General features: G+C 34.9%; 16 protein-coding genes and 2 tRNA genes. 12 read left to right on the plus strand and 6 right to left on the minus strand.

Annotated features, from left to right (window positions below; all coding sequences use genetic code 11):
- Position 1: 1 nt before the first annotated feature.
- The 4 genes from AC0L3Q_RS09435 (at position 2) to AC0L3Q_RS09450 (ending at position 3,148) form a co-directional block, all read left to right on the plus strand.
- A complete protein-coding gene (locus tag AC0L3Q_RS09435) occupies positions 2–748 on the plus strand; it encodes a type 1 glutamine amidotransferase domain-containing protein (protein WP_473286341.1) in 747 nt (248 codons plus the stop codon).
- Positions 749–760: 12 nt separating this feature from the next.
- Positions 761–1,195, plus strand: a complete 435-nt coding sequence (locus AC0L3Q_RS09440) for a nuclear transport factor 2 family protein (protein WP_473286342.1) — start codon at positions 761–763, stop codon at positions 1,193–1,195.
- Positions 1,196–1,203: 8 nt separating this feature from the next.
- The gene (locus tag AC0L3Q_RS09445) at positions 1,204–1,668 is read left to right on the plus strand and encodes a YybH family protein (protein ID WP_473286343.1); all 465 of its coding nucleotides are present in this window, start codon (positions 1,204–1,206) and stop codon (positions 1,666–1,668) included.
- An 82-nt stretch (positions 1,669–1,750) separates the two neighbouring features.
- Positions 1,751–3,148 carry a serine hydrolase gene (locus AC0L3Q_RS09450; protein WP_473286344.1) on the plus strand — a complete coding sequence of 466 codons (1,398 nt, stop codon included), beginning with the start codon at positions 1,751–1,753 and terminating at the stop codon, positions 3,146–3,148.
- A 178-nt stretch (positions 3,149–3,326) separates the two neighbouring features.
- Here AC0L3Q_RS09450 and AC0L3Q_RS09455 read toward each other — a convergent pair.
- Positions 3,327–3,411, minus strand: a tRNA-Ser gene (locus AC0L3Q_RS09455).
- 172 nt (positions 3,412–3,583) lie between these two features.
- On the opposite strand from AC0L3Q_RS09455, the gene AC0L3Q_RS09460 reads away from it, so the two are divergent.
- Positions 3,584–4,645, plus strand: a complete 1,062-nt coding sequence (locus tag AC0L3Q_RS09460; RefSeq protein ID WP_473286345.1) for a M28 family metallopeptidase — start codon at positions 3,584–3,586, stop codon at positions 4,643–4,645.
- 378 nt (positions 4,646–5,023) lie between these two features.
- On the plus strand, positions 5,024–5,182 hold the full coding sequence (locus AC0L3Q_RS09465) for a hypothetical protein (protein ID WP_473286346.1): 159 nt from the start codon (positions 5,024–5,026) through the stop codon (positions 5,180–5,182).
- Between the two features lie 141 nt (positions 5,183–5,323).
- Here the strand turns inward: AC0L3Q_RS09465 and AC0L3Q_RS09470 are convergent.
- The 4 genes from AC0L3Q_RS09470 to AC0L3Q_RS09485 form a co-directional block, all read right to left on the minus strand.
- Positions 5,324–5,399 (minus strand) — tRNA-His (locus tag AC0L3Q_RS09470).
- A 59-nt stretch (positions 5,400–5,458) separates the two neighbouring features.
- The gene (bshB1, locus tag AC0L3Q_RS09475) at positions 5,459–6,178 is read right to left on the minus strand and encodes a bacillithiol biosynthesis deacetylase BshB1 (protein WP_473286347.1); all 720 of its coding nucleotides are present in this window, start codon (positions 6,176–6,178) and stop codon (positions 5,459–5,461) included.
- Positions 6,179–7,348, minus strand: coding sequence for a trans-sulfuration enzyme family protein (locus AC0L3Q_RS09480; protein ID WP_473286348.1), 1,170 nt, complete (start codon positions 7,346–7,348; stop codon positions 6,179–6,181). It lies immediately after the preceding gene.
- A gap of 112 nt (positions 7,349–7,460) precedes the next feature.
- On the minus strand, positions 7,461–9,656 hold the full coding sequence (locus tag AC0L3Q_RS09485) for a tetratricopeptide repeat-containing hybrid sensor histidine kinase/response regulator (protein WP_473286349.1): 2,196 nt from the start codon (positions 9,654–9,656) through the stop codon (positions 7,461–7,463).
- A 320-nt stretch (positions 9,657–9,976) separates the two neighbouring features.
- Between AC0L3Q_RS09485 and AC0L3Q_RS09490 the strand changes: the two genes are divergently transcribed.
- From AC0L3Q_RS09490 to AC0L3Q_RS09510, 5 genes are all read left to right on the plus strand, one after another.
- On the plus strand, positions 9,977–10,615 hold the full coding sequence (locus tag AC0L3Q_RS09490) for a peroxiredoxin (RefSeq protein WP_473286350.1): 639 nt from the start codon (positions 9,977–9,979) through the stop codon (positions 10,613–10,615).
- 66 nt (positions 10,616–10,681) lie between these two features.
- Complete coding sequence (locus AC0L3Q_RS09495) at positions 10,682–10,996, plus strand: thioredoxin family protein (protein ID WP_473286351.1); 315 nt, start codon at positions 10,682–10,684, stop codon at positions 10,994–10,996.
- On the plus strand, positions 10,977–11,234 hold the full coding sequence (locus AC0L3Q_RS09500) for a DUF6952 family protein (RefSeq protein WP_473286352.1): 258 nt from the start codon (positions 10,977–10,979) through the stop codon (positions 11,232–11,234). Before AC0L3Q_RS09495 ends, AC0L3Q_RS09500 begins: the two co-directional genes overlap by 20 nt.
- A gap of 110 nt (positions 11,235–11,344) precedes the next feature.
- A complete protein-coding gene (gene tpx, locus AC0L3Q_RS09505) occupies positions 11,345–11,845 on the plus strand; it encodes a thiol peroxidase (RefSeq protein ID WP_473286353.1) in 501 nt (166 codons plus the stop codon).
- 5 nt (positions 11,846–11,850) lie between these two features.
- Complete coding sequence (locus AC0L3Q_RS09510) at positions 11,851–12,219, plus strand: diacylglycerol kinase (RefSeq protein WP_473286354.1); 369 nt, start codon at positions 11,851–11,853, stop codon at positions 12,217–12,219.
- A gap of 60 nt (positions 12,220–12,279) precedes the next feature.
- Here AC0L3Q_RS09510 and AC0L3Q_RS09515 read toward each other — a convergent pair whose 3' ends face one another.
- Entirely contained in the window at positions 12,280–13,407 is a 1,128-nt protein-coding gene (locus AC0L3Q_RS09515) for a hypothetical protein (protein WP_473286355.1), read from the minus strand.
- 321 nt (positions 13,408–13,728) lie between these two features.
- On the opposite strand from AC0L3Q_RS09515, the gene AC0L3Q_RS09520 reads away from it, so the two are divergent.
- Entirely contained in the window at positions 13,729–16,230 is a 2,502-nt protein-coding gene (locus AC0L3Q_RS09520; RefSeq protein WP_473286356.1) for an FtsK/SpoIIIE family DNA translocase, read from the plus strand.
- Positions 16,231–16,247 lie beyond the last annotated feature (17 nt).

Genomic DNA, 16,247 nt, shown 5'->3' on the forward strand with positions numbered 1-16,247 from the left:
TATGAAAAAAAACCTGCTCTATTTTTTAGTTGTTTTACTATTAGCGAACTGCTCAAAACATGAAAATAATGGGCGTATTCTGATCGTGACTTCAAATCAACATACCTATGGCAATAGTGAAATTAATGCTTCAAATCATTTTGCAGAAATAGTTGAGGCTTATGACATTTTTGTAAATAACAACTTTTCCGTCGATGTTATCAGCCCCAAAGGAGGGGCAATCCCGATAGGATATATTTCAACTTCAGATTCGATCCAAAAGAAATATATCTACAACAGTGAATTCATGAATGTCCTAAAAAACACCAAAAAGCCAAGTGATATTAATCCAAGCGACTATGTGTCTATATACTATAGCGGTGGTGGAGCTGCCATGTTCGGTGTTGCAGAAAATATAGAAATAAAAAATATCGCAGAACAGATTTATAATCAAAATGGGATCATTTCTGCGGTCTGTCATGGAACAGCAGGAATTGTCAACCTCAAAGATAAACATGGTAATTCTCTCTACCAAAATAGGAAAATTAGTGGTTATCCGGACTTATTTGAAAATAAAGGAGCAACATATTACAAGACATTCCCTTTTTCAATCGAGAAAAAAATCAAAGAAAATAAAGGGAACTTTTTATACTCAGATCAGCGACAAGATAACTTTTACGTAATAGATGAGAATTTTATTACTGGTCAAGATCCATCCGCTACAAAATCTGTGGCGCAACAAGTGGTCAACATTCTAACAAACAAATAAACACTCTTACAAATGAAAAAAATAATTTTTACAACAATTTTACTTTTTGCATTCGGTGCAGCTAATAGTCAGAAACAGAGCCCATCCGAAATTCAAAAAATCTCAGAAACCATTATGCTGTATATAGATGGTACCGCTAATGGAGAACCCAATAAGTTAAAAAAAGCTTTCCATCCTAAGTTTAATCTCTATTCTGTTACTCAAGAAGATAGTTTACGCGTTTGGGAGGGTAAAAACTATATAAACAGGATAAAAGAAGGACAAAAAAGCAATAGAATAGGACGTATTGTTGCTATAGATTATGATCAAAATGTAGCAACGGCCAAAGTAGAAATCATTATGCCTAACCGTAGGGTTGTTACTGATTACTTTATGTTGCTTAAATATCAAGGTACGTGGAAAATCATTCACAAAAGTTATACAGTTAAGAATTTAGTACAATCATAAAGGACGATATGAAAAACATAATTTATACCGGCAAAATTTTGGTTATATTGATGTTGTCGTCCATTAGCTCTTACGCTCAACAGTTTAACGGTAACAGAGACGATATTGATGTTATCCTTAAAAACACGACTCAGTTTTCTGCCTATGTAATGGCTTCAGACTATCAAGGGATTTCTAATAGTTATACCGCAGATGCTAAGATCTTTCCAAATAAATCCAAAATTCTATCTGGAGATACTATTGTAGAATATTGGACTTTACCAGAAGGGATATCGACTCCATATCATAAGATTATGCAAGAAGAGATTACTATTGTAGGTAATACAGCTTATGATTATGGTTATTATGAGGGGAAAACCAAACACAAAGACGGTAGCATTTCTGCTTGGACGGGTAAATATGTTATTGTTTGGAAAAAAGTGGATACCGATTGGAAAATGTATCTGGATATCTGGAATTCAACTACTCGGTAGTTTTTTAGATAAAAAAACTATAAAGTTTAAAAAGAGCTCTTATAGCTCTTAATAAATCAGCTCATCAAACCAAATTAGTCATATGATCAAATATATCATTTTCATCCTTTCAATATTCTTTTTGGGATGTAACAGCTCAAAAAAACAAGAAACTCAACCTCTTTTGAAATACAATAAAACTATTGATTCGCTAATGCAGATTAGTTATAAGAGAGGAATTTTTAATGGCAATGTATTAGTAACAAGAAATGATTCTATTGTGTATCAAAACTCATTTGGATATACAGACGGTTCATCAACTACTGGACTCACAAAAAAATCTATCTTCTGTCCTGGTTCAATTGCAAAGGAATTTGTTGCAGTATCTATTATGATGTTGATTGAGAAAGGGGAATTACATTTGGATGATACACTTTCTCGATTTGATTTAGGTTTACCAAATTGGTCAGAAAAGATAACCATCAAGCATCTCTTAAACTATGTAGGTGGACTTCCTCAAATTGATTATGATAATGTAAAGAATGAGAAAGATATTTTAGAAGATTTACAAGGAGTAACGAGTTTACTATTTGAACCAGGTACAGATTTCCATTACAATCTTAATAGTATTTTTCTTCAACAAAAAGTTATTGAAAAGGTTACAAAAAAAACGTTTCAAGAGTTTGTGAAAGAAAATATTATTATTCCTTTAGGAATGAAAGGAGCAGTTTTTGATCCGGAATTTGTCTACCCGAATAGAACTAGAAGTTTTGATATCTATAAGCAAAATTCTCTTGAAGTTTATATGATAAAAGGTATTTTATGGACAAACATAGAAGATTTAAATATATGGATTACAGCTTTACACCATAACAAGTTAATTTCAAGAGAATCATTAAAAACTCTTTTGAGGAATCAATATTTTGAAAACAGAAAGGCAATTCTAGGGGGTACGGATGACGAATATACTATACATAAACATGGAGGTGAATCCTATCAGTTTGGATCAGTTTTTATTAGTGAATTCGAGAATGACCTCAATGTTATTTTAATGTCCAACAATAAAAATCATGTATGGGAAATAGGACATTCTGTTTTTAATATTATGAAAGACAAGACGTTCATCTTACCTAAAAAGTCGATATATCGAGAAATTAGAAAAAAGTGTTTAGAGAATATCAATGAAGGGATCCAATATTATTATTCTTTAAAAGAAAGTGATCATGACATCTACAGTTTTGAAAACCCAAACGAACTAAATAGTCTTGGGTATGACTTACTGTCATTAGAAAAAATAAACCAGAGTATAGAAATATTTAAATTAGCTGTTTCGGAATTTCCCAACAATGCCAACGCATATGATAGTTTGGGTGAAGCTTACTACACAGATAAACAATATGATCTGGCTTTGCTAAACTATAAAAAATCGTTGGAACTAAATCCAGAAAACGCAAATGCCGAAGAGATGATTAAAAGGATAAAAAGCAACATTAAAAAATAACATATGAAGGTTTAAAACCTCGGAGATTTTTCGATAATCTTTCTGAATGGTTTATTTTGTTGTTTTTTGATGATTATTTGATACTCAAAACCGTAGTAATTCCTTTTTTTAATTAAGACAAATTAAATCCCCTTCATAAAACACAAAACCCACAACTCTCGTTGTGGGTTTCTTTTTGCGGAGAAAGAGGGATTCGAACCCCCGGAGGTGTGACCCTCGCCGGTTTTCAAGACCGGTGCATTCGACCACTCTGCCATTTCTCCAGTGTTTGGTCTCATCAGGTATTCCCTGATTGCGGGTGCAAATATAAAACCTTTTTTAATTCTAAAAAGAATATTTTTAAAATAATTTTAGAGGTTTTTACATTCCATAACTTATTGTTGAAAAGATATGCAATGAATTAAGTATCTTGTACGCTCTAAATTAAATAATTGCATGAAAAACACATTAATTCTACTGGGGTCCCTTATTGTTTGTTGTTGTGGGACTTCACAAAAATCTTCTACCACAGATCAAAATTCAGAAAGTACGCTCGAAAGTAAGAATGAAACGGCTACAAAATACGCAAAGACCATTACAGCCGAAGAACTTAAAACTTATTTGTACACTTTTGCAGGAGACGATTTTGAAGGGCGGGATACCGGAGAACCAGGGCAGAAAAAGGCTGCAGAATATCTTAAAGAACAGTATAAAAAAATGGGAATTCCTTCTCCTTTGGGAGGAGATGATTATTTCCAGGAGATTCCTAAAAGTTATTTCAGGGGAGATATCAAAGCTTCAGAAAATGTATTGGCCTATATAGAGGGGACAGAAAAACCTGAAGAGATCGTTGTACTATCTGCACATTATGACCATGTAGGTGTAGATCTAGATGGAAATATATACAATGGAGCCGATGATGATGGTTCTGGTACTGTGAGTATACTTGAAATAGCTCAGGCGTTTATGCAAGCCAAAAAAGATGGTAAAGGCCCAAAGCGTTCTATTCTATTTTTACATGTAACAGGAGAAGAAAAGGGGTTGTATGGCTCTAAGTTTTATACAGAAAACCCAGTTTTTCCTTTAGAAAATACAGTGACTGATCTGAATATTGATATGATCGGTAGAATAGATAAAGCACATGATACTGATGATAAGAATAATTATGTGTATTTGATAGGTAGTGATCGTTTGAGTACAGAACTACACAATATTAGTGAGGAGGTAAACAAAAAGTATATACAACTGGATTTGGATTATACCTATAATGCCAAGAATGATCCTAATCGTTTTTATTTCAGAAGTGATCATTACAATTTTGCAAAGCATAACATTCCTATTATCTTTTATTTTAATGGGGTGCATGAGGATTATCATCAACCTACCGATACTCCAGATAAAATTAATTATGATTTGTTGACCAAACGTGCACAGTTGGTGTTCTATACCGCCTGGGAAGTAGCCAATCGCTCAGAACGTCTTATTGTAGATGGTGCTGATAAAAAAGAAGGGAAATAAGTATAGTATTTATAAAAGTGAAATCCTTTGATCATCGAAGACAATGATGTAAAAGGAGGATTAAAAATTAAAAGAGGGGTTCAATGTAATTGAACTCCTCTTTTGTCATTATAACAAGTTAAACTTTATATGCCCTATGTTCAGTTAGAACGAATTTTTTTGATGAAATCGTTATGGAAAATTTGGAATATCTACGGTAAAACCGTAATATTGCATTGTCAAAATGCAGAAATTGGGGGATTAACCCTTAACGTAAGCACAGTATGAATAATTGGTGTAGCCCTAACTACACCTTTTTTTATGCCAATAGGCAAGTTCTTCTCTTCAAAGATTTAAGAACAGATTTTAGTATCTTTAAGCATATCAAAATAAATTAGTATGCTTGATCTCACACAATTCAGACCTTTATCCCGAAAAGAACAGATAATTATCAATGGTGGAGCATTATCTGATACTAAAAATCACAGTGCAGGTGATTGTAAAAACTTCATTGCACTAAATGCGATGCCAGAACCTGGACGTTATTGCAAGTCGTAGTTTGCTTTCCTTTTATATATAGCTATTTGCATAGATTTTTTGTAAAATTTAAGTATTTACCCCTGAATTTTTGGGTAACATGGAGGGTTGCATTAGAGCTATAAACGACAAAACCCCGCTATAAGCGAGGTTTTTAAAGGCGGGTGGAAGATCGGTCTCGAACCGACGACCTCCTGAACCACAATCAGGCGCTCTAACCAACTGAGCTACAACCACCATTTAATTTTGGTTTGCAAAAATAAAGTATTTCTGTATTTATGCAAACATTTTTTTGAATTAAATTAAGTCAAAAATGGAATCTACTGCTACAGAGCGCTCTACAGTGAAGCCTTCGGCATAGGCTACCCCAATAATTCTACCTAAATCGGCAGCTCGGTACTTAATACTCTCCATAAAGTTCTTACTTGAGATAGGGGTAGAAGGTTCTTTGCTGTTCTCATCATAAAACTGAGAAGCATAGGCCCGTACACTATCCATTTTTTGATCTATGTAACCACTTACATCCACCACAAAGTCTGGCTCAATGTTTTTCCATTGGATGTAATGGTATACCTGTTTGGGTCTCCAAGGAGCTTGTGTTTTACCATCTACCTGGGTTTCGATCATACGCAAACCCGATAGAAAACAAGAATCACTAGCCAATTTGCTGCCTTTTGCATGGTCGATATGACGATCATCAATAGCATTACAGAGTACAATCTCTGGTTGATATTTGCGGATCACTTTAATAATTTCCAGTTGATGCTTTTCATCATTGACAAAAAAACCATCTCTAAAGCCTAGATTTTCTCTCACTGTTACTCCTAGTACTTCTGCGGCTTTTTGCGCTTCTGCGGCTCTTATTTGAGGTGTTCCTCTAGTGCCTAACTCTCCTTTGGTAAGGTCTAGTATGCCTACTTTTTTTCCACGGTCAACTTCTTTGGCTATAGTACCAGAACAACTTAACTCGATGTCGTCTGGATGTGCGCCTATGGCCAGAATATCTAATTTTGTCATTTAATCTTGAAGTGCTAAAGTTTTTACTTTGTTTAAAGCTTGCTCAATGTCTTGTATTAAGTCGTTTTCTTCTTCAATACCTACACTTAGTCGTAATAGACCGTCATTTATTCCTTGACGCTTTCTTTCCTCTTCAGAAAGTAGAGCATGCGAGGTAAGTGTAGGAGAGAGGATGGTGCTTTCTACCCCGGCAAGGCTCATTGAACTTTTAATCAATGTCAACGCTTTCTGAAATTGCGTAGCATCCAAATGTGATTGCAATTCAAACGATAACATTCCTCCAAATCCTTTCATTTGCTTTTTGGCAATTTGGTAATCTGGGTGTGTTGGTAAGCCTGGATAATGCACAGCAGCAATGTCTTCTTGCTCGTCTAACCAGGTCGCAAGTTTCATTGCGTTTTCGTTTTGTTGTTTTACCCGCAAGCCTAAAGTTTTGATACTTCTCTCGAGCATCCAAACCGTAAAATCACTTAGGCTTCCTCCAAAGTTTTTGGCAACTTCAAAGATGCGATTCATATATTCTTCAGTAGAAATTACCGCTCCGGCCAAAATATCACTATGGCCGCCTAAATATTTTGTAGCGGAGTGAATGACAATATCAATTCCTAATTCGATGGGATTTTGATTTACCGGTGAAGCAAAGGTGTTGTCAATCATACTAACAATACCATGGCGTTTTGCTATAGTAGCAATGGCTTCAATATCGGTTATCGTTAGCAATGGATTAGACGGAGTTTCAATATAAATCACTTTTGTATTGGGCTGAATCTTTTCTTCAAAACCAGTTGCGGTTTGGGTATCTACATACGAAAATTCAATGCCGTGTTTTTCAAACTCTTCATTAACCAAGTTCGCAGTACCTCCGTACAAGGTTCGTTGTAATACGATATGATCTCCTTTTTGTAAGAAAGCAAACAAAGCAGTGCTAATCGCGGCCATACCGCTACCGAAAATTAAAGATGCTTCTCCTTTTTCCAGAGCAGCTATTTTTCTGCATAAAGCTTCCTGGTTGGGGGTATTAAAATATCTTGGGTATCGTTTTACATCAACATCTTCAAAAGCGTAAGAGGTGGATAAATAAATCGGAGAAATAGCTCCTTTAAATTGTTGGTCTTCAATTTCTCCCAAATGGGTGCAAATGGTATTAAAACCTATTTCTTTTGAACTCATAGTCGTTTAGTGCTGTAATTGATTTTGCATCTAAATTAAGATATTCAAAAGAAATCGAATAGGATTTAACAGTTTAGAAAGAAATATTAAGAAGAAATAAATGGGCTGGAGATTAGGCCATTTTCACTTTGGAAATGTTACGCATAATAGTCTGGAAGAATTGCTGCGTATCATATGGTTTGATAATTACATCGTTCATTCCTACCGACATAGCTTGATTTCTGATTTCTCCCTCTTCTACAGCCGTTAACGCAATAATCGGCATATGGGTATTGAAGGTTCGGATCACTTTGGTTGCCTCAAGACCATTCATTTCTGGCATGTTGATATCCATCAATACCAAGTCAAATTTTTCTTCTTTCAACATCTCGATGGCCGCCATACCGTTGCTGGCAATATTACAGGTATATCCTTTTTTCTTCAGGATGTTTTGAGTAACAATCTGGTTAATCTTATTGTCATCTACAATCAGCACATTAAAGTTGGTCGTACCAATACTCAGCGTTTCTCCAGTTTGTAATGAAATTTCCTGCTCTTTGATTGCTTTTTCGTAAATCAAATCAAAATAGAATTCAGATCCTTTACCTTCCTGACTATTTATTTTGATTTCACTTTTGTGTAGTTGTATCAGTTTCTTTACAATGGCAAGACCTAAACCAGTACCTTCATACTCCTGGTTTTCATTCTTAACCTGAGCAAAATTATCGAAAATCGATTTTTGCTTGCTCTTTGGGATACCGATTCCATCGTCTTTCACCAAAAAGCGTAATAAATAACGATCGTCATACTGTTGCAAACATTTCACAGAGATCCAGATATTACCATCTTTGGTAAACTTCAGGGCATTACCGATTAGATTGATTAGAATTTGAGATAATCGAACGGAGTCACCCAATAAAGTGCTGTTGATTTTGGAGTCAATATCTATATGAACGGCGTTGTTGTTGCTTTTTTGTTTGGTATGCAAAGAGTTTACAATTCCTTCGATTAGCGATCGGATTTCGAAAGATACCTTTTCCAAAGTAACTTCGTTAGTTTCTATTTTACTCAGCTGTAATACATCGTTGATCAATGCCAACAGATAATCTCCAGAGAATTTTAAGGATTCCAGATATTCGTTTTTCTTCTTTTCGGCTGGATTTTCCATCAACAGTGAGGTCAAACCAATAACTCCATATAGTGGAGTTCTAAGTTCGTGACTTACTGTAGATATAAACTGGGATTTTAGCGTAGAAACCTGCTCTGCGGTTTCCTTGGCACTAACCAGTTCTTTATTTTTTTCGATCAATACATGGTTCAATCGTTTCTTCTGGATATTGTTTTTGTAAGAACTTATTAAAAACGCCAATGAGATTAGAATCAAAATAATACCAAGGATGATACTAATTCTCCATTTGATCACTTCCGATTCACTTTCCTTTTTCTCATTTTCGGCTTTGGTTGCTCTTTCTTCCAGCTGATCTACTTCCCATTCTGTAATAGCCTGTCGCAGTTCCTTAAATTTCTTGTATTCTTTCTCTTTTAGGATGTTCTGAAATTGTTTCTTCTGAAAAATATAGGCTTGTAGATAGTCTTCTTGAGATTTGTATAGTTCTGATTTGGTTTGATATGCAGAAGCCAATTCTTCGTGATAAGTAGATAACACTTCGTCACTATTCTTTTTATTGGTGGTTTCTACTACTGCATAGTTAATGGCTTCATTAATAAAGCCTTCTGCATCTTCATACTTTCTAATACTTAAATAGTATTTTCCTAACAATCCGGTCAACTTGGTTTTTGACAGATTATGAGAATTTTCATGTATAAGTTTTCTGGCTGGCGCTAAATATTCGTAAGCACTATCAAAATCGTTTCTGGTGATATAATACTCTCCAAGATTAAGGAGAGGAGTAATCATTCGTATGGTATCATTAATCTTGAAAGCTAACGAATAAGATTGTTTGTAATCTTCTACACCTTTGGCTCTAGTAAGATTGTGTTTGGTATTAATCCTACCTAAGTTGTTGCGTAGGTCGATTTCTAACTCTCTACTTTTTGAGCTTTTAGCAAGTATTAGTGCTTTATGGTAATTTGTTCTTGCCTTGTTATCATCTTCATTAATTTCATAATTCTTGGCTATGATAAAATAAATATCAGCAAGACTTTTATCATCATTATTATAAAGTGCAGTTTGCAATGCTATCTTGGCAATCTCCAGGGACTTTGTGTATTCGTATTCTTTTTGTAGTTGCTTGGCTTTTTCGATATAGCTCTGAATACTATCCGAAATAATGGAAGGTTGAGATTGCACTATATGGGTAAAACCCATTAGTACTATGATGGTTATATAGTGAATATATTTTTTCAACTTTCTTGTTATTCTTGGCTCGTTTCCTTGGACCAAAATACGAAAATTGATGAAACAGAGTGCAATTCACCGTAAAAAAAGTGCTATTTATCCGTAATTTTTGTAAGGAAATGTGTTATTTTGTAAGAATTTAATACATTTTGTGGTTTCCGTAATGGATAATTAGAAAAAACTATTCATACATAAAAAATTAAAATAAAGGGGTATTTCTAGTCTGTTATCAAGATGTATCTTTGCGCTGTTTTAAAAAATTAATCAATTATCAATTTAAAAAATACAATATGACATTTGTAGGTAAAAAATTCCCGAGTTTAAACGTTGACGCAATGAACGATATGGGAGATACTTTTAAACTTAACGTTTTGGAAGAAGCAAAAAATAACAACAAAAAAGTATTGCTTTTCTGGTATCCAAAAGATTTTACTTTTGTATGTCCAACAGAATTACACGCTTTTCAAGAAGCGTTAGCAGAATTCGAAAAGAGAAATACAATTGTAATCGGGGCATCATGTGATACACCAGAGGTGCATTTTGCATGGTTAAATACCGCTAAAGAAGATGGAGGAATCGAAGGAGTAACATACCCAATTCTTGCAGACTCTAACCGTAATCTTGCTAGTACTCTAGGAATCCTTGATATTACTAATGAAACGTACAACGAGGAAACTGGAGTGGTGACTGTAGAAGGAGATAACGTAACTTACAGAGCGACCTACCTTATCGATGAAGAAGGTACGGTATTTCATGAAGGAGTAAATCATATGCCAGTAGGAAGAAACGTTGCAGAGTTTTTAAGATTAATTGATGCTTATGCTCACGTTCAAAAAAATGGTGAGGTTTGTCCTGCAAACTGGGAAGAAGGAAAAGAGGCAATGAATGCAAATAGAGAAGGTGTAGCGTCATACTTGGCGGCTAACTAAAATAGTAACAAACGCACTCTATGGGTATGCTATGATCCAAGAGTGCGTTTTTTAAATCATATAGATATGGTTCAGGAACTAAGTGAAGATAACCTTTCTCAAATCGTTGAAGGTTCTGAAACAGTAGTGGTTCAGTATTCTGCTTCATGGTGTGGTAACTGCAGAATAATGAAACCGAAATTTAAAAAATTGGCTACAGAAAATAGCGATACTACATTTATCGTTGTAGATGCCGAAAAATATCCAAACTCCAGAAAGATGGCTACAGTAGATAACTTACCTACATTCGCTACTTTCAAAAATGGAGCTTTTGTGAATCAGGTCCAAACAAATAAATTTGAAATCTTAAAAGACCTAGTAAATGAAGTTACCAGTAATTAAGCACCTTACAAGTTTTATAGAAGAAAACGATGAAGATTTTGTCGTTGAAACCATAGAAACTTTGGAAGCCTTAACAGAGGTTCCTTCGTTAAAAGATGAAGAACTTGATGTAATAGGGGAACTAATATCGAATATGTATGGTGCCTTAGAGGTTGATAAAATGATCAAACAAGGTACTCCCAAAAAAGAAGCGCTCAACAATTTTATGCAGCGAGTTTTGGGGTCTATCGATACCTGAAAAAGAAAAAGCAAACCTTCCTATCGGGAGGTTTTTTATTTTATAGAAACTTTACCAAAATACGATATAATCTTTTTAATTTTAACACACAAAAAACAATCATTTATATTATGGCTACAATAACTTTACAAGGAACAGAAATACATACTATCGGAACATTACCTGAAGTAGGGCAGAAAGCTCCTGATTTTGAATTGGTAAATACAGATCTGTCTACTTCAAAATTATCAGATTATAAGGGACAAAAGGTAGTTCTAAATATCTTTCCATCTATCGATACCGGTATATGTGCTGCTTCGGTTAGAGCTTTTAATAAAGAGGCTAGCGATTTATCAAATACAAAAGTATTATGTGTTTCCAGAGATTTACCATTTGCACAGGGGCGTTTTTGTGGTGCAGAAGGACTTGAAAATGTAATCAATCAATCAGATTTTAAGACCGGACAGTTCGGAAAGGATTATGGAGTTGAAATCGTTGATGGACCTATGCAAGGATTACACTCTAGAGCAGTTGTAGTTGTAGATGAAAATGGGACAATTGCATATGCAGAACAAGTACCAGAAATTGCACAGGAACCTAATTATGAAGCTGCAATTAATGCGCTCTCCTAAAAAAGATGAGTAAGATCACCAAGTTTATCGTAGGAAGACTAAAAGGATGTGGTTATGCATTTACCGGAGCAATGTTATTGCTCAAAACAGAACCAAGTATACAGGTACAAGCGGGTATTGCTGTAGTTATGACCTTTTTGGGATTTTATTTTAATATCACTTCTACCGAATGGATTTTACAAATTTTTGCCATAGGATTGGTAATGAGTATCGAAGGCTTAAATACTACGATAGAAGCGGTAGCGGATTTTATTCATCCAGATTTTCATAATAAAATTGGATTTATAAAAGATGTTGCAGCTGGGGCAGTTTTTATTGCGGCAGTAACCGCAGTAATCATTGGATTGATCATTTATATTCCTTACATATTTTAAAATAAAACAAAAGCCACTTTATAATGAGATAAAGCGGCTTTTGTATTTTGGTAAAGGAGATTATTTAATCTCTATAAATGTGGTTTTACATTTTTCTATCTTTATTTTTCCTCTACCCAAGATGACATAATCGTTTCGGTTATTACCTACTAGACTTTTCTGTTTAATAAAAAAGGGATAGCTTTCTGCTTTCATATTATTAAAATACCCTCTGGAACCTGCGATGATAGAAATTTCTTTAAAATCGCCGTAGACACCATCACTTTGTTGCTTTTGAAGGCTCACAATGATATCTCTTCCTGTTTTATTGATAAAACCATAATTTCCAAATCCTCTGGAGCAGTCTACAGGAGCTGTTTTTGTAATACTTCCATAGTTATCAACATTAGTGAAAATATCGGAGCTTTGAACGGCTCTGGGAGCAGGAGCAGGAACAGTTGTGGGAGTAGGACTAGGAACTGGTGCGGGGACGAATTGATTTTGAGCATACCCTTGTGGTGCTGCATAACGATTTGATGAATTTGGATTCGCATAATTGTTTCCGGTATTACCATATTGGGGACTAACGTTTTGTGGAGAAGGATTTACCGGTAAAGCGTTTGCAGATTGATATTGGTTTTGTCCTTGAAAGTTCTGTGTTGGCTGAGGATTTTGAAAATTCTGAGCATGTTGTGTATTTGGGTATGTTTTAGGCTGTTGATAGGTACTTGTATTTGGATAATTTTGGCCATATGTATTGGCACTTGTGTTTGCTGCAAATTGTTGATTTGTGCTGGGAAGCTGTTGGTTTTGCAGATTGTTTTGAATATTAGGAGTATAAGACCGCTGATCCCAAGTGTTAGTTCCAGAAGGGACGCCTTGATTTACAGCTGGCTGCGTATTGGTAAATTGATTTGTAGAAGAAGTGATCCCTTGATTAGAATTACTATTGGCGTAATTCTGATTAGGAATTGGAGTATTAGTTGGTTCGTTGGTTGCGGGTAATTTTTTTACACTTTTTAGGTCATTAGCCCTGAATGTAAAATTGTAACCATCCTGAGTTTGTATGGACACGTTACTGTTGTAGTTAAACTCGGTAATCTTACCGATAATGACACTTCCGTTTTTTAAAGTAATGACATCATTGGTGTTTTGAGTCCAACCTAAAGAAGAAATTAATAGAGCAAAGGATAAAAGTAAATTTTTCATAACATTTTTTTTAAGCATTTAGATTTAATGTGAATACAACGCAGTATAGCCGTTCTAAAGCAATAGTAGAACAGTTACCTGGTGAACGTTACTTTTTTGGAAGGTAAGTTGATGGACACAAGAATCAAGTAGTTCTTGAAATCTCTTCAAGATACTGATTATTAATAAATTAAATCGTTAAGTAATTATTAAATTCGGTCTTAAAAATGTTATAATTCTATGGTTCTAACTTTTGGCTGTTATAAGGATAAAAGAAAATTTTTAAGGCATTTTTACGTTCCAATATAGATATTCGTATTTTTGCGATAAGACATTAAAATAATGGCTAAAAGAAAAGTAAGTACAAAAAGGAAAACCACAAAAAAAACAAAAACCTCTTTAAAAGAAAGGTTCACTTTATCCAGGCAACAGAAAGTAGTTTTGGGTAGCTTCTTGTTTTTTCTGGGAATAGGATTATTTTTCGCGTTTATCTCATTTTTCTTCAACTGGAAAATGGATCAAAGCGAAATTTCAGAATTTTATAATAGAAGTTCTACTGCAAAAAACTGGTTAAGTAAATCTGGAGCAAAAGTGAGTCATTTTTTCATTTTTCAAGGTTTCGGAATATCAGCACTAGTGCTTCCGGTACTTACTTCACTGACAGGGGTTTACCTGTTCTTCGATTTGAATAAAAAGAAGTTGGCTGGATTCTGGTTTTGGGGAGTTTTGGTTATGATTTGGGTATCGGTAGTTTTTGGTTTTGTACAAAAAGAAGGAGGTCTTTTGGCCGGTGTAATAGGATATGAGATCAATGACCTTTTACAAGATTATGTAGGTTTTATTGGTACAGTATTGATACTAGCGTTTTTTGCAATCATATACATTGTGATCCGTTTGCGATATACACCAGAAAAACTAACTGCCTCTATCAAGAAGACACAAAAAGTGATTGCAGATGATTTTGAAGCTTCACCAAAACCTACTTCGGTTAATAATGAAGTAAAGGAAACAATAGAAAAAGAACCAGAGACTTCTTCTTCTGGAATTAAAGAAAAAATTGATGCCATTATTGCCAGATCCAAGAATGGAGAAAAGGTAGAAAAGAAAAAGGAAGAGCCAGTAAAAGTTGTTGCAACCAATACTGATAATAACGAAATTACGCTGAACCCTACTATCAATCAGTTTTATGGCAATCCCGAGAATAGAGATAATGATGTTCCTGACAAACTCGTTATTAAATCCGAAGATAATCCAGAAGATATTGCGATGGAGGTAGAGACCACTGCCGAAGAAGAACAAGTCAAAAATATCAGTAATAAACTGGTTAAAGATTTTGGGGAGTTTGATCCTACCTTAGAGCTGGGCAACTTTAAATTTCCAACTATCGATCTATTAAAGGATTATACGGCAAATAGTAGTGGGATCACTATTGATCAGGGAGAACTTGAAGAAAACAAAAATAGAATCGTAGAGACACTAAAGAACTATAAAATTGAAATTGCTCAAATAAAAGCTACTGTAGGACCAACGGTTACGTTGTATGAGATTGTTCCCGAAGCTGGTATTCGAATTTCAAAGATTAAGAATCTCGAGGACGATATCGCTCTTTCTCTTGCTGCTTTGGGTATTCGTATTATCGCTCCGATACCTGGTAAGGGAACAATTGGTATAGAGGTACCAAATAAAAATGCAACCATTGTTTCAATGCGTTCTGCTATAGCATCACCAAAATTTCAGAATGCTGAAATGGAATTGCCATTATCTCTAGGTAAAACTATTTCTAATGAAACCTTTGTAGCAGATTTAGCCAAAATGCCTCACTTGTTGATGGCTGGTGCTACAGGACAAGGTAAATCGGTAGGTCTTAATGCGATACTGACTTCGCTATTGTATAAAAAACATCCAGCAGAAGTTAAATTCGTATTGGTAGATCCTAAAAAGGTAGAATTGACCTTATTTAATAAAATCGAAAGACATTACTTAGCAAAACTACCGGATGCCGAAGAAGCAATTATAACAGATAATACCAAGGTAATAAATACACTCAATTCCTTGTGTATAGAGATGGATGCTCGATATGACCTGCTCAAACAGGCTATGGTGCGTAATATCAAAGAGTATAATGCTAAGTTTAAGACTAGAAAATTAAATCCAGAAAACGGACATCGATTTTTACCTTACATTGTTTTAGTAATCGATGAGTTTGCAGATTTAATTATGACTGCCGGTAAGGAAGTAGAAACTCCGATTGCCAGATTAGCACAATTGGCCCGTGCTATTGGGATTCATTTGATCATCGCTACACAAAGACCTTCGGTAAATGTAATTACAGGTATGATTAAAGCCAATTTCCCTGCGCGAATTGCATTTAGGGTAACCTCAAAAATTGATTCTCGAACGATTTTGGATACCGGAGGAGCCGATCAGTTAATTGGTAGAGGAGATATGCTATATACGCAAGGAAATGATATCATTCGTATTCAGTGTGCTTTTGTAGATACTCCAGAAGTAGAACGCATTACAGAGTACATAGGTAGTCAAAAAGCATATCCCGATGCGCATTTGCTTCCAGAGTATGTGGGAGAAGAAAGTGGCACAAGTCTTGATATAGATAAAAGCGATAGAGATAAACTGTTTAAAGAAGCAGCTGAAGTTATTGTAACAGCACAGCAAGGATCGGCGTCTTTATTACAAAGGAAACTAAAGTTAGGGTACAATCGTGCAGGTCGTTTGATCGATCAGTTAGAGGCTGCCGGAGTTGTAGGACCTTTTGAAGGTAGTAAAGCAAGACAAGTGTTGGTTACAGATTTGGTGGCACTTCAACAGTTATTAGATAATGAGTGATCATAGAATTTAACACC

The organism is Aquimarina sp. KJ22-3 (genome assembly GCF_055808215.1).

Excerpts from the sequence above, each read along its gene's own strand:
- AC0L3Q_RS09435 (WP_473286341.1), top strand. The coding sequence starts at position 2 with ATGAAAAAAAACCTGCTCTATTTTTTAGTTGTTTTACTATTAGCGAAC.
- AC0L3Q_RS09440 (WP_473286342.1), top strand. The coding sequence starts at position 761 with ATGAAAAAAATAATTTTTACAACAATTTTACTTTTTGCATTCGGTGCA.
- AC0L3Q_RS09445 (WP_473286343.1), top strand. The coding sequence starts at position 1,204 with ATGAAAAACATAATTTATACCGGCAAAATTTTGGTTATATTGATGTTG.
- AC0L3Q_RS09450 (WP_473286344.1), top strand. The coding sequence starts at position 1,751 with ATGATCAAATATATCATTTTCATCCTTTCAATATTCTTTTTGGGATGT.
- AC0L3Q_RS09460 (WP_473286345.1), top strand. The coding sequence starts at position 3,584 with ATGAAAAACACATTAATTCTACTGGGGTCCCTTATTGTTTGTTGTTGT.
- AC0L3Q_RS09465 (WP_473286346.1), top strand. The coding sequence starts at position 5,024 with ATGCTTGATCTCACACAATTCAGACCTTTATCCCGAAAAGAACAGATA.
- bshB1 (WP_473286347.1), bottom strand. The coding sequence starts at position 6,178 with ATGACAAAATTAGATATTCTGGCCATAGGCGCACATCCAGACGACATC.
- AC0L3Q_RS09480 (WP_473286348.1), bottom strand. The coding sequence starts at position 7,348 with ATGAGTTCAAAAGAAATAGGTTTTAATACCATTTGCACCCATTTGGGA.
- AC0L3Q_RS09485 (WP_473286349.1), bottom strand. The coding sequence starts at position 9,656 with ATGGGTTTTACCCATATAGTGCAATCTCAACCTTCCATTATTTCGGAT.
- AC0L3Q_RS09490 (WP_473286350.1), top strand. The coding sequence starts at position 9,977 with ATGACATTTGTAGGTAAAAAATTCCCGAGTTTAAACGTTGACGCAATG.
- AC0L3Q_RS09495 (WP_473286351.1), top strand. The coding sequence starts at position 10,682 with ATGGTTCAGGAACTAAGTGAAGATAACCTTTCTCAAATCGTTGAAGGT.
- AC0L3Q_RS09500 (WP_473286352.1), top strand. The coding sequence starts at position 10,977 with ATGAAGTTACCAGTAATTAAGCACCTTACAAGTTTTATAGAAGAAAAC.
- tpx (WP_473286353.1), top strand. The coding sequence starts at position 11,345 with ATGGCTACAATAACTTTACAAGGAACAGAAATACATACTATCGGAACA.
- AC0L3Q_RS09510 (WP_473286354.1), top strand. The coding sequence starts at position 11,851 with ATGAGTAAGATCACCAAGTTTATCGTAGGAAGACTAAAAGGATGTGGT.
- AC0L3Q_RS09515 (WP_473286355.1), bottom strand. The coding sequence starts at position 13,407 with ATGAAAAATTTACTTTTATCCTTTGCTCTATTAATTTCTTCTTTAGGT.
- AC0L3Q_RS09520 (WP_473286356.1), top strand. The coding sequence starts at position 13,729 with ATGGCTAAAAGAAAAGTAAGTACAAAAAGGAAAACCACAAAAAAAACA.